Source organism: Alcanivorax sp. (assembly GCF_017794965.1).
Lineage (GTDB): Bacteria > Pseudomonadota > Gammaproteobacteria > Pseudomonadales > Alcanivoracaceae > Alcanivorax.
Window position 1 is genome coordinate 189,020 of sequence record NZ_CP051240.1, and the last position, 11,999, is coordinate 201,018.

At 60.7% G+C, this 11,999-nt stretch carries 12 protein-coding genes; 6 read left to right on the forward strand and 6 right to left on the reverse strand.

Going from position 1 to position 11,999, the window contains the following annotated elements; all coding sequences use genetic code 11:
* The first annotated feature begins 96 nt into the window (after positions 1 to 96).
* Genes HF945_RS00900 through HF945_RS00915 form a run of 4 tightly spaced genes read left to right on the forward strand, consistent with a single transcriptional unit; the run spans position 97 to position 4,566 of the window.
* Positions 97 to 1,917 (forward strand): TonB-dependent receptor, encoded by a 1,821-nt coding sequence (locus HF945_RS00900; RefSeq protein WP_290523815.1) that lies wholly within the window; start codon positions 97 to 99, stop codon positions 1,915 to 1,917.
* 36 nt (positions 1,918 to 1,953) lie between these two features.
* Complete coding sequence (locus tag HF945_RS00905; protein WP_290523816.1) at positions 1,954 to 2,835, forward strand: cobalamin-binding protein; 882 nt, start codon at positions 1,954 to 1,956, stop codon at positions 2,833 to 2,835.
* Complete coding sequence (locus tag HF945_RS00910; protein WP_290523817.1) at positions 2,822 to 3,802, forward strand: iron ABC transporter permease; 981 nt, start codon at positions 2,822 to 2,824, stop codon at positions 3,800 to 3,802. The genes HF945_RS00905 and HF945_RS00910 overlap by 14 nt, the downstream gene beginning before the upstream one ends.
* Positions 3,802 to 4,566, forward strand: coding sequence for an ABC transporter ATP-binding protein (locus HF945_RS00915; RefSeq protein WP_290523818.1), 765 nt, complete (start codon positions 3,802 to 3,804; stop codon positions 4,564 to 4,566). Before HF945_RS00910 ends, HF945_RS00915 begins: the two co-directional genes overlap by 1 nt.
* Positions 4,567 to 4,684: 118 nt before the next feature.
* Here the strand turns inward: HF945_RS00915 and HF945_RS00920 are convergent, their stop codons facing one another.
* A complete protein-coding gene (locus HF945_RS00920; RefSeq protein WP_290523819.1) occupies positions 4,685 to 5,173 on the reverse strand; it encodes a peptidylprolyl isomerase in 489 nt (162 codons plus the stop codon).
* Positions 5,174 to 5,355: 182 nt separating this feature from the next.
* Between HF945_RS00920 and moaA the strand changes: the two genes are divergently transcribed.
* Positions 5,356 to 6,369, forward strand: coding sequence for a GTP 3',8-cyclase MoaA (moaA, locus tag HF945_RS00925; RefSeq protein ID WP_290523820.1), 1,014 nt, complete (start codon positions 5,356 to 5,358; stop codon positions 6,367 to 6,369).
* Positions 6,370 to 6,416: 47 nt separating this feature from the next.
* The gene (can, locus tag HF945_RS00930) at positions 6,417 to 7,064 is read left to right on the forward strand and encodes a carbonate dehydratase (RefSeq protein ID WP_290523821.1); all 648 of its coding nucleotides are present in this window, start codon (positions 6,417 to 6,419) and stop codon (positions 7,062 to 7,064) included.
* Positions 7,065 to 7,512: 448 nt separating this feature from the next.
* Here can and HF945_RS00935 read toward each other — a convergent pair whose 3' ends face one another.
* The 5 genes from HF945_RS00935 to HF945_RS00955 form a co-directional block, all read right to left on the reverse strand.
* Positions 7,513 to 8,250: a copper resistance protein B gene (locus HF945_RS00935; RefSeq protein ID WP_290523822.1), complete on the reverse strand. Its 738-nt coding sequence runs from the start codon at positions 8,248 to 8,250 to the stop codon at positions 7,513 to 7,515.
* Entirely contained in the window at positions 8,250 to 10,142 is a 1,893-nt protein-coding gene (locus tag HF945_RS00940) for a copper resistance system multicopper oxidase (protein WP_290523823.1), read from the reverse strand. Before HF945_RS00940 ends, HF945_RS00935 begins: the two co-directional genes overlap by 1 nt.
* A gap of 37 nt (positions 10,143 to 10,179) precedes the next feature.
* The gene (locus HF945_RS00945) at positions 10,180 to 10,557 is read right to left on the reverse strand and encodes a hypothetical protein (protein ID WP_290523824.1); all 378 of its coding nucleotides are present in this window, start codon (positions 10,555 to 10,557) and stop codon (positions 10,180 to 10,182) included.
* 22 nt (positions 10,558 to 10,579) lie between these two features.
* Positions 10,580 to 11,239 (reverse strand): LysE family translocator, encoded by a 660-nt coding sequence (locus HF945_RS00950; RefSeq protein WP_290523825.1) that lies wholly within the window; start codon positions 11,237 to 11,239, stop codon positions 10,580 to 10,582.
* Between the two features lie 201 nt (positions 11,240 to 11,440).
* The gene (locus HF945_RS00955; RefSeq protein ID WP_290523826.1) at positions 11,441 to 11,935 is read right to left on the reverse strand and encodes a DUF411 domain-containing protein; all 495 of its coding nucleotides are present in this window, start codon (positions 11,933 to 11,935) and stop codon (positions 11,441 to 11,443) included.
* Positions 11,936 to 11,999 lie beyond the last annotated feature (64 nt).

Consider the following 11,999-nt stretch of genomic DNA (forward strand, 5'->3'; position numbering starts at 1 on the left):
CGATGACGGGGTAATGGCGCTCGCCGGTATCCCCTTGTCTGTCTGCTGCGGCTTAATTCATGCCGTGCGGGTGGGCACGGTAGAGGGGATCCTTTCATGTCATTTCGTTTTTTTGCTGCCGTCCCGGCGGCGCTGAGCCTGCTGCCATTGGCAGCGTACCCGGAACAACCCATTCAGGTTGCCATGCTTGACCCCGTTGTGGTCACGCCGACCCTGAGCAGTGTGACGGCAGACGCGTCCCTGTCCTCAGTAACCGTCATTGATGAGAGCACTCTGCGTGGTCAGCAGGTCGTGGAGATGCGTGATGTGTTGCGTGGCCAGCCCGGTATCGATACCTATGGCAACGGTTCCTACGGCAAGATCAGTAATGTGTCCATCCGCGGCACCTCCAGCAATGCATCGCTATTGATGATTGAAGGTGTGCGTCTGCGCTCGGCGACCACCGGTGCGCCGGCATGGGAATATCTGCCGCCGCAGATGTTCGAGCGGGTGGAGATCGTGCGTGGCCCCCGAGGCAGCCTTTACGGTTCCGATGCGGTGGGCGGTGTGATTCAGCTATTCGGTCGAGACAACGGCAGCTGGGCCAATGTGGGCGGTGGCAGTTTCGGTAGCTGGAATGTGGGGGCGGGCGCCTCCCTGAGCGAGAACAATACTTCGGTGATGGTCGGCGCCAATGTGTTTGATACCGAAGGCACCGAGATTCGCGAGCATAGCCATAATCGTGGTTTCCATAACGAGTCTGGCATCTTTCGCCTCAACCACCAGTTCGGAGAACGAGCCAGTGTGGGCCTGTTCAGGTTCAGCAGTGAGGGTGACACGGAATTCGAAGGTTCCACACCGGAGCAAAAGCGGGAGATGGAGTACCTGCTGCAGGTGACGGGGCTGAAGGGCGATGTCTGGGTGAACGACAACTGGCAGCTCAAGGCATTGATCAGTGAGGCGGAGGATGAAAGTGAGGATTTCACCGATGGCCTTACCAGCGGTGATTTCAATACTCGTACCCGCACTGCCAATGTGCAGAGCGTGGCATTGGTCGGCAATCACCAGTTTATCCTGGGGGGCGAATACCTGCGCGATGAGGTGCTCAGCAGCGTGGACTATGACGAGCCCGGTCGCGACAACAAGGCGGTGTTTGGTCAGGCACTGCTGGCATTCGGTGCGCTGGATCTGCAGGGCAGCCTGCGGCATGACGACAACGATGCCTATGGCAGCAAGGTGACCGGTGCGGGCGCGGTTGGCGTAAAGCTGAATCACCAGCATCGGGTACGGGTGAGTTATGGCACCGCATACCGTGCGCCCACGTTCAACGATCTTTACTTCCCGGACTCCCCGCCGTTCTTCTACAGCAACCCGAATCTGGAACCGGAATCCTCGGAAACCGGCGAGCTGGGAGTGCGCGGTCAGTACCGTCACTGGTACTGGGATGCAGCGTTCTATCGCACCAACATCGATGACATGATCGTGTACGATTTTGCACAGTCCACCTCCCTCAATCTGGAGCGGGCCACGGTGGAAGGGGCCGAACTGGCCCTGGGGCTGGACTGGAATCAGTGGCGTACCGGGCTGGCATTCACTGCCCTGAAACCGGAAGATCGGGAAACCGGTAATATCATTGCCTACCGGGCCCAGCGTACCGGTCGGCTGGATCTGGATCGTCGCTTCGGTGATGTGTCCGTGGGGGCCACTGCCAGCTTCCAGGGGCATCGCTACACGGATGCGGCCAACACGGATCGGCTGCCAGGTTTCGGGTTGGTGGATTTGCGAGCCAGTTGGACATTCGCGAAGAACTGGACCGGCCGGGTGGCGGTCGAAAATCTGTTGGACAAGGACTATGTCACGGCACGGAATTTTGCCGGTTGGGATTACCTCAACGCCGGGCGTGCAGTGATGGTGAACATCAGTTACGACACACAATAAGGTGCGGGCTGGGATGCCTGCCGGAACGCAGGAGAGATGATGCTGATTCGCGGGTTGCTTTTGATACTGCTGTCCCTGCTGGCGGTGGTGGGCCGTGCAGAGGTTTGTGTAGAAGATGATGCCAGCCGTAGCCTTTGCCTGGCGCAACCCGCGAAGCGCATCGTCGCCTTGTCCCCCGGGGCGACGGAAATCCTGTTCGCCGCTGGAGCCGGTGCGCACATGGCCGCAGCAGTGAGCTTTAGCGATTACCCGCCAGCGGCAAAGAAACTGCCACGGGTGGGTACTTTCAAACGCCTGGATCTGGAGGCGATTCTGGCGCTGAAACCGGATCTGGTGGTGGCCTGGGGCAGTGGTAACCCGGCTGAGCAGGTGGAGCGGCTGGTTTCGCTGGGGTTGCCTGTCTATGTGAGCGAGCCACGGCGTTTTGAGGACGTGGCCAGCAATCTGGAGCGGTTGGGGCGGCTGGCCGGTACTGATGCGGTGGCGTCGGGAGCCGCCAAGGCTTTCAGGGCCGGCGTTGCGTCCCTGCAGAGCCGGTATGCCAAGGCCTCGCCGGTGACGGTGTTCTATCAGGTCTGGGAAGAACCGCTGATGACCGTCAACAATGCCCATCTGATCAGTGAAGCCATTGGTGTCTGTGGCGGCGTGAATGTGTTCGGAGATTTGCCAGCACTGGCGCCACGCATCAGCCGTGAGGCGGTGCTGGAAAAGAATCCCCAGGTGATCGTGGCCGGTGGCATGGGCGAAGAGGATCCCCAATGGCTTAATCCCTGGAAACGTTTCACCTCTCTGCAGGCTGTAGAGAAGGACAACCTGTTCTTTATCGCCCCCTCTTCCCTGCAACGGCCTACGCCGATGATGCTTACCGGCACACGCACCCTGTGTCGGCACCTGGAAAGTGCCCGTGCCCGACACTAACTTTCGCCACGTCCTGTCCCTGGGCCTGCTGTGTCTGGCCGGCCTGATATCGCTGATCGTCGCGTTGTCCGTGGGCAGTGTGTCGGTGTCACTGACGGAACTGTGGGCGGTTATTAGCGGGCGGGGCGAGGGGTTGCATCAAGCACTGGTGTTTGAGCTCAGGGCGCCCCGGGCGATGGCCGCTTTCGCCACCGGCGGGTTGTTGTCCCTGTCCGGAGCCCTGATGCAGGTGCTTTTGCGTAACCCGCTGGCAGACCCTTATGTGCTGGGGATTTCCGGCGGCGCTGCGGCAGGGGCACTGTTGTCCATGTTGCTGGGGCTGGGCACCGTCATGGTATCCGGTTCCGCGTTCGCCGGGGCGTTGCTTTCCACGCTCATGGTGTTTGGTCTGGCCCGGGGCCGTGGCAGCTGGACACCGACCCGTCTGCTGCTCACCGGGGTCGTGGTCGCGGCTGGCTGGGGCGCCATGATTACCTTCATGCTCACCATGGGTTCCGTAGAGCAATTGCCGGGTATGTTGTACTGGCTCATGGGGGACCTGAGCTACGCCCGCACGCCCTGGCTGGCCTGGCTGGTATTGATCCCGGCGGTGCTGGTCATCTTGCCCCTGGGGCGCAGCCTGAACGTGCTGGCCCGTGGCCCATTGCAAGCTGCGGCACTGGGGGTCGCGGTCAAACCGTTGGCCTGGACAGTGTATGCGTTGGCCAGCCTGCTTGCTGCCGTGGCCGTGACCACCGCTGGCAGTGTGGGATTCGTGGGGTTGATCGTGCCGCATATGTTGCGGCTGGTGCTGGGCAATGACCAGCGTATTGTCCTGCCGGCCAGCGTGCTCGCGGGTGGCGTCCTGCTCACGGTGGCGGACACCCTGGCACGTACCCTCATGGCACCGGAGCAATTGCCGGTGGGGGTAATCACGGCCCTGATTGGCGTTCCCACTTTCCTGTTCCTGTTGTATCGGAGTCGCTGATGGCCGTGCTGGAGACCCAGGAACTGGTGATCGACATTCCTGGCCGGACAGACGGTGCGGCGCTGACCATGACCGTGGCGCCGGGGCAGTGCTGGGGCGTGCTCGGCCCCAACGGTGCGGGCAAGACCACCTTGCTGCATACCCTGGCCGGGCTGCGACCACCCCGTCGGGGCAGGGTACGACTGGACGGGGTGGCGGTGTCAGAGCTGCGCCGTCGGCAACTGGCCCGGCAGCTGGCAGTGGTATTTCAGGAGCGTCAGGACAGTTTCCCGGCTACGGTGTTTGAGTCTGTCTTGATTGGTCGTCACCCGTACCTGTCAGCATGGCAGCGGGAAACGGGTGAGGATGTTCGCATCGCCACCGATGCCTTGGAGGCGCTGGCGCTTTCTCCGCTGACGGATCGATTGGTGAATACCCTGTCCGGCGGCGAACGCCAGCGGGTGTCCATCGCCACGGCGCTATGCCAGCAGCCAGCAGTCTGGCTGGCGGATGAACCCACCAACCATCTGGATCTCCATCACCAGGTGGCCGTCATGACGTTGCTCAGTGAGCAGGCCAGACAGGGGGCGGGGGTGTTCCTGTGCCTCCACGACCTGAACCTGGCCGCACGCTGGTGCGACCATATACTGCTGCTGTTTCCCAATGGTGAACTTTGTCATGGTCCGGCAGAGACCATGCTGGTACCCGATGCACTGGAACGGTTATACGACCAGTCGCTCTTGGTTACCGAGGTGAAGGGGCGGCCATTCTTTATTCCCGAGTAGTGCGGCGCAGCTCCGACAGAAACAGCGTCAGGCATCTGGCGTCCAGCATCTGACACTCTGCGCCATAAAAAAAGGCTCCCAAATGGGAGCCTTTTTTTATGGCGCAGAGTGTCAGGGATCAGTGATCGTGACCTTCCGGACCGTGTACGTGGCCGTGCTCTTTTTCTTCAGCGGAGGCTTCACGCACTTCGGTGATTTCCACGGCGAAGTTCAGGGTTTCACCGGCCAGTGGGTGGTTGCCGTCTACGGTCACTTCATCGCCTTCTACCGCGGTGATGGTGAAGATGCGCGGGCCCGCTTCGGTCTGAGCCTGGAACTGCATGCCCGGCTGCAGGTTGTCTTCGTTGCCTTCGAAGGCGGTCTTCGGCACTTGCTGGATCAGCTGCTCGTGACGCTCGCCGTAACCTTCTTCCGGGGTGACGGTCACATCCAGCTTGTCGCCAGCCTGCTTGCCGACCAGGGCATTTTCCAGACCCGGAATGATGTTGCCGGCGCCGTGCAGGTAGGCCAGGGGTTCACCACGCTCGACAGAAGAGTCGATGGTCTGGCCGGCATTGTTGGTCAGGGTGTAGTGGATGGACACTACGGCGTTTTCAGAAATTTGCATGGAAACCCTTTTGGGGTAGATGAATTTGGAATGCTGCGACCAGAAAAGGGCCGAAACACCCGGAAAGACGCACATTCTAACAATAGCGCGCCCGGCCTGACCAACCGGGTCGGTCAGGAACCGACAAACGCAGTCAGAGCAGGGCTTGGCCTGTCTGGCCCGCAGTTTGCTAAAGTGGGGGCATGAAAAGCACAGATCAAGCCCCTCCTGCGGTATTGCAGGACCGCTTTGGGCGCACCATCGATTATGTCCGGCTGTCGGTTACCGACCGCTGTGATTTCCGCTGTGTGTACTGCATGGCGGAGGACATGACCTTTGTGCCACGGGCCCAGGTGCTGACCCTGGAAGAGATGGGGCGGCTGGCACGAGTGCTGGTGGCGCTGGGGGTGAAGCGGATCCGGCTCACCGGTGGCGAACCTCTGGTGCGCAAGGATGTGGCGCATCTTGTGCGCGATATTGGTGCCATTTCAGGGCTCGATGAACTAAATATGACCACCAATGGCTCGCGGCTGGACCGCTATGCCAACGAGTTGAAGGCCGCTGGCCTGGACCGGGTGAACATCAGCCTGGACTCCCTGAACCCGGATCTGTTTCGCCAGCTGACTCGCACGGGTGATCTCAACCAGGTGCTGGCGGGGATCGAGGCGGCTCGCGAGGCAGGCTTCCGGCGGATCAAGCTGAACAGCGTGATCCTGCGAGGCCGTAATCACGATGAGGTGCCTGCGCTGGTGAATTTCGCCCTGGAGAAGGGGCTGGATATCTCTTTTATCGAGGAGATGCCGCTGGGTCAGATCAGTGAGCACGACCGCGGGCTGGAATTCGTGTCCTCCGCGGAGCTGCGGGAAGACTTGTCTGAACGGCTCAAGCTGGTGCCGCTGGCCGAGAAGACCGGTGGCCCGTCCCGTTACTGGCAGGTGCCCGGCAGTGACAGCCGTATCGGCTTTATTTCCCCGCACTCACAAAACTTTTGCGAGATGTGTAATCGGGTGCGGGTCACTGCGGAGGGGCGTATGCTCCTGTGCCTGGGGCATGAACACAGCGTGGACCTGCGCGCGGTGCTGCGCGCCCACCCGGATGATGATGCCCCCCTGCGCGACGCCATTATCGGTGCCATGGCCATCAAGCCAGAACGCCATGACTTCAGCCTGGACCCGGGTGAGCAACTGGTACGATTCATGAATATGACTGGTGGTTAGCAGGTGCGTTGCCTGCTGCGTGAATGCGTTAACGATAGCGAGAGATCATGAAAACCCTGCCTGAACTGTTTTCCAACAATCAAAAATGGCGTGTCGAGATCGAAAAGCAGCATCCCGGTTTCTTCGAGGCGCTGGGCAAGCAGCAGAGCCCGGAGTTCCTGTGGATTGGCTGTGCGGATTCCCGCGTACCGGCCAATGAAGTGGTAGGCCTGATGCCCGGTGAGCTGTTCGTCCACCGTAATGTGGCCAACCTGGTCAACCACACCGATCTGAATCTGCTTTCCGTGCTGCAATTTGCCGTGGATGTACTCAAGGTGAAGCACATCATGGTGGTGGGGCACTACGGCTGTGGCGGGGTGAAAGCCTCCATGGAAGATGCCCCCCACGGGCTGATTGACAACTGGCTGCGGCAGGTGCGCGAACTGTACCTGCGCAACCGCAAGAATCTGGCCGAGCTGCCAGATGATCAGGCTCGCCTGGACAAGATGTGCGAGCTGAACGTGGCGCGCCAGGTCATCAACGTTGCCAACACAACGGTAGTTCAGGAAGCCTGGCGCCGTGATCAGGAGCTGACGGTGCACGGCTGGATCTATGGTATTGGTGATGGCGTGCTGCAGGATCTGGACATTCAGATTCAAGGCAACAATGAGCTGCGGACGCTGGAAAATAACGAGTACGACAGCTGCTCTGGCTGAGGCCCGTAGGGCGGAAATGCCTCAGGGCATCTCCGCCATTGAGCTACGAGCTACAAGCTACAAGCTACAAGCTACAAGCTACGCTCGATTGGATTAAGAAAGACCGAAAAGTTTCCAACTTTCCGACTTTTCTACGAAGCCGCTGTAGGAGCGAGCCTGCTCGCGATCCGAGCCCAAGCGAGGTAAGGATTCCAGAGACGATTACCGAGTTTCGAAACCCAAAAGACATCAACCAAGCAAGAAGTTTGAGATTTTGCCTTTCGCAACTTGTTACTCGAAACTGATTGCCTTGCTTGGGCTCGGATCGCTTGCAGGCAAGCTCCCACAGAAGTCGTGCATGCGGTTTGACCCTGTCTCACGCGGAAAAATCGCGGTCGCACCCGGAGGGCATAGCAAACGACCGCTCCCACAGTGAGCCTCTTCAAAGCAGGAAGGCGCTAGCGGGTTGTCAGAACCAGAAGCGAATCCCTGCCACCAGCATGCCTTCCTCGGTTTTGCCTCCCGCATTGCGGGTGTGGTCGGCGGTGTCGCCGTACTGCTTCTCCCAGTTAACGCCAATATAGGGGGCAATCTCCCTGCGGATTTCGTAGTGTAAGCGCAGCCCTGCCTCGATATCCGTCAGGCCGTCGCCGATGCCCAGTTCCTTATCCTCCTTGCCATAAAGATTGGCTTCCAGGCTGGGTACCAATACCAGTTTCTGGGTCAGCATCAGCTCGTACTCAAGCTCCACACGGAGGTTGGTGAGGCCGTTTTCGCCCACGAACAGGTTGGCGTCTACCTCGAACCAGTAGGGGGCCACGCCCTGCACACCGATGCTGGCCCAGTCCCGGTTGGGATCATCCGGTTGCCAGTCGCGGCGCGCGCCCAGTTGCCAGTCCCAGTAGGGGGCAAAGGCATGGCTCCAGGCCAGGCGGGTTTCGGCGCCTTCGGTGGCCGGGTCTTCCTCGTCTTTTTCCGGGGCCATCAGCCGCTCGCCTTCCGTGGTGAAGTAGAGCTTGTTGATATCGCCGCCGTACCAGGCACTGGCTTCCCAGCCCAGCACCCGGCCTTCGTCGGTATCGCGGACTTCCAGCTGGTCCACCAGCACACGGCTGAAACGGGCAGGGTCTTCGCCCATGGCCATCAGGTGGGTACTGGCAACGGTAAGGGGCAAGCCCAGGCTGATCACACTGATTAGCTTGTTCATTACGCGCCCTCCCCATGCGGGTGATGATTCATCATCGGAGGGGCTTCGCCCTGGCCCTTGTCGGCTACCACACGCACTTCGCGGAACATGCCGGCGGCCATGTGATAGAGCAGGTGGCAGTGATAGGCCCAGCGGCCCAGGGCGTCGGCACGGACCAGGTAGCTGAGTCTCTCGCCGGGCTTCACGGTGATGGTGTGCTTGCGAAGCAGCTTGCCGTTGCCCAGCTCCAGATCGCTCCAAAGACCATGCAGGTGAATGGGGTGGGTCATCATGGTGTCGTTGACCAGCGTGATGCGCACGCGCTCGTTGTGATATAGCTCCAGGGGTTTGGCATCCGCGAAGGGAATGCCGTTGAAGCTCCACATGTAGCGGCTCATGTTGCCGGTGAGGTGTAGCACGATTTCACGATCCGGCTGCAGGCTGTCCGGTGGCCCGCCGGCGGTTTCCATGTCGGCATAGGTGAGCACCTTCCAGTCCCGTTGGCGCAGGCCAATGCCGGGGTCAGCAAGCATTTCGCCGGGGGCCATGGCGCGCATGTCCACACCGGGGCCGTATTCGCTGTCCAGGTGTTGGGTGGCGCTTTCTCTGGGGGCCAGATCCGGGTTGTCCGGATCCATGGCAAAGGGCACCGTCTTGTCGCCATGCTGCATCTGACCGTGATCCATGCCGTGGCCCATGGCGCTGTGATCCATGCCAGACATGTCATGGTTCATGCCCTCGTGATCCATGCCGTCCCCATCCATGGCGCCATAGTTCATGGTCCCCATGCCCATTTCGGTATGGCCGAGCAGAGGCGGCTCATCCATGGCCGGGACCTCGGCGGTGTAGGCCGGGTCCGGGGTGAGGGTGCCGCGGGCAAAACCGGAGCGGTCGATGCTCTGGGCAAACAGGGTGTAGGCGCGGTCATCTTTGGGTTCCACGATTACATCCAATGTCTCAGCTACGCCCAGGCGTACCTCATGGAAGTCCACCGGCTTCACCGGCTGGCCGTCCATGGCCACCACGGTCATGTCGAGGCCGGGAATGCGGATGTCGAAGAAGGTCATGGCGCTGGCATTGATGAAGCGCAGCTTGATCCGTTCACCGGGGTTGAACTGGCAGGTCCAGTTGCCGTTTGGGCTCTGGCCATTCATCAGGTAGGTATAGGTATACCCGGTCACATCGGCCAGATCGCGGTCGCTCATGCGCATGCTGTTCCACATGTGGCGATCCTTGAGCGTCTGCATGACGCCTTTTTCGCGGATGTCGCGCAGGGTGTCGAACACGGTGCGTTCGTTGAAGTTGTAGTAGTGGCTCAGCTTCTTGAGGGTGGCGTAGATATGATTCGGGTCTGCGTCGCTCCAGTCTGACAGCATCACCACCTGCTCGCGATCGAAGGCGTGAGGATCCGGCGTTTTCGGATCGATAATGATAGAGCCGTAGATGCCGGTCTGCTCCTGAAAGCCGGAATGGCTGTGATACCAGTAGGTGCCGCTCTGCACCACCGGGAACTGGTAGGTGAAGGTCTCGCCGGGTTTGATGCCATCAAAAGAAAGCCCGGGTACGCCGTCCATCTGGTACGGCAGCAGCAGGCCGTGCCAGTGAATGGAGCTGGTTTCCGGCAGCAGGTTGGTGATCTTGAGGGTGACAGTGTCACCTTCGCGCCAGCGCAAGGTTGGGCCGGGAATGCTCCCGTTGATAGTAGTGGCCGGGCGGGGCTTGCCGGTGATGTTCACATCGGCGCCGCCCAGAGTCAGGTGAAAGGCGTCACCGCTGATGACCGGTGCGCCGGTATGCCCCTGAGTCGCGAGCAGCTGGCGCGGGTTGATGGCCATGCCCAGGCCGGCGGCACCCAGTGCCAGGCCCTGCACGAAACGTCGCCGCGGCAGGGAAAACGGATGTGGGGTGTTCATGGTCTGTCTCCTGATTGTTTGAGTGGGTAAGGCGGACTCAAACAGTCAGGGACGGGGGGCGGAACGGTAACCGGTGAATGCCCGGCGACAGATCAATCACCGCATCCGGCAGGTAGTGGCGGGCGGGGCGATCGCTGGTCGGAATAAAGCGGGTGAAGGTAATGGCGCTGGCCTGGCAAAGCGTCACACACTGACAGGCTTCGCCATCGGGACAGTGGTTGCCATCGACCTCAGCGGAGGGCATGTCGGCCATGGTCATGTTGTGGTGATGGCAGTGTTCCATGGCGCTGATGCCAGAGCCTTCGGCGGCCATGGCGCTGCTTTGCATGGCCACGGCGGTGCCGGTCACCAGCATCAGACTGGAGAGCAACAGGGCCAGCAGGGCCGAACGGTATTGGCGCCACGCACGTTTCATAGTGTCATTATCAACCTTGGGGCTACCCCATGGTCAAGGCCGGCAGTGAGGTGTCAGCTGTCAGGGCCTGAACGGCAACGCTGCAGGCGATGACCACCAGCAGCACGGCGGTGCCCCGTTCCACCCAGTGGTGGTGCTCGCGCAGCCAGGGCAGAAAGCGGCTGCGGCCCAGCATCATGGCCACCAGCACATACCAGCCACCATCAATCAGCATGGCGGTCAGTACCATCTGCGTCCGTGCCACGTTGCCCATGTCGGCAGAGAGGAACTGGCTGAACAGGGCCAGGAAGAACAGCGCCACCTTGGGGTTGAGAAACGCCACCATGAAGCCATCCCAGGCGGCGCCATGAAGTTCATTGAACTGACTGTCCGGGTCAGGCGGAGGAAGTGGGTGGCGACCGGCCTGCCAGCTTTTCCAGGCCATCCATAGCAGGAAGACCGCCCCCACCAGCGAGAAGCCGGTTTCCAGCATGGGATAACGGTGAAACAGCACAGCCATGCCGGTGACCGTGGCCGCCGCCCAGATGCCGATACCCAGGGCATGGGTGATGCCGGCCACGGCCCCGGCGCGGTGCCCGCCGTGGAGGGTATGCCGGGTAATCACCGCCAGGCTGATCCCCGGCGTCATGGCCCCCAGGGCGCAGATGCTGGCCAGCAGCAGCCAGTCATGAAGAGGAAGCATTCAGGGTCTCGTTACACGCAAAGGGAATAACTGTAGCGGGTTGCTGTGACAGGTTGAAGAGAAGAGCAGCTGCGAGCTACCAGCCTTGAGCTGCGAGTGAAAACAACAAGATCTAAAAAGCTTCAGGTTCGCGGGCAGGGCCTCGTGATATTTTTAAGCCCTTCCCGCGACTGGTAGCTGGTTGCTCGCAGCTCGCAGCTGTTAGTTGCCCGGGTGGTGGCTGAATACGGCCATGCCGTCTTCGTCAAACAGCAGTACATCATAGGTATCCACCCGGTCGCCCATTTCCATACCGGGGGAGCCCACCGGCATGCCGGGCACGGTAAGCCCCTTGCCTTGCGGACGCTCGGCCAGCAGGCGATCCACATCGCTGGCGGGCACATGGCCTTCAATCACGTAGCCGTCGATAAAGGCGGTGTGGCAGGAGCCGCCACCGGGAAGGATGCCGGCCTTTTCCTTGATGGCTTGCATGTTGTCGGTGTCATGCACTTCCACGGTGTAACCGTTTTCCTTCATATGATCCACCCAGTCACCACAGCAACCGCAGGTGGGGGATTTGTACACCTCCAGTACCTTGTCGGTGCTGGCCACCTGGGCTGCCGGCTTGTCAGCGGTGGTGGTTTCCGGTTGCGCGGGGGCGTCATCGCCGCAGGCGGCAATAAACAGGGCAGATAAAACAACCAGTAGTTTTTTCACGTTAGATCCTCATTCTTTTTTGCGTGTTGCGTGTTGCGTGTTGCGTGTTGCGTGTTTGCGGTTT

What these genes read in the sequence shown, in the direction of transcription:
- HF945_RS00935 (WP_290523822.1), bottom strand. Translation starts at nt 8,250, where the DNA reads ATGAACAAGCTAATCAGTGTGATCAGCCTGGGCTTGCCCCTTACCGTT.
- moaA (WP_290523820.1), top strand. Translation starts at nt 5,356, where the DNA reads ATGAAAAGCACAGATCAAGCCCCTCCTGCGGTATTGCAGGACCGCTTT.
- HF945_RS00920 (WP_290523819.1), bottom strand. Translation starts at nt 5,173, where the DNA reads ATGCAAATTTCTGAAAACGCCGTAGTGTCCATCCACTACACCCTGACC.
- can (WP_290523821.1), top strand. Translation starts at nt 6,417, where the DNA reads ATGAAAACCCTGCCTGAACTGTTTTCCAACAATCAAAAATGGCGTGTC.
- HF945_RS00945 (WP_290523824.1), bottom strand. Translation starts at nt 10,557, where the DNA reads ATGAAACGTGCGTGGCGCCAATACCGTTCGGCCCTGCTGGCCCTGTTG.
- HF945_RS00905 (WP_290523816.1), top strand. Translation starts at nt 1,954, where the DNA reads ATGATGCTGATTCGCGGGTTGCTTTTGATACTGCTGTCCCTGCTGGCG.
- HF945_RS00900 (WP_290523815.1), top strand. Translation starts at nt 97, where the DNA reads ATGTCATTTCGTTTTTTTGCTGCCGTCCCGGCGGCGCTGAGCCTGCTG.
- HF945_RS00915 (WP_290523818.1), top strand. Translation starts at nt 3,802, where the DNA reads ATGGCCGTGCTGGAGACCCAGGAACTGGTGATCGACATTCCTGGCCGG.
- HF945_RS00940 (WP_290523823.1), bottom strand. Translation starts at nt 10,142, where the DNA reads ATGAACACCCCACATCCGTTTTCCCTGCCGCGGCGACGTTTCGTGCAG.
- HF945_RS00950 (WP_290523825.1), bottom strand. Translation starts at nt 11,239, where the DNA reads ATGCTTCCTCTTCATGACTGGCTGCTGCTGGCCAGCATCTGCGCCCTG.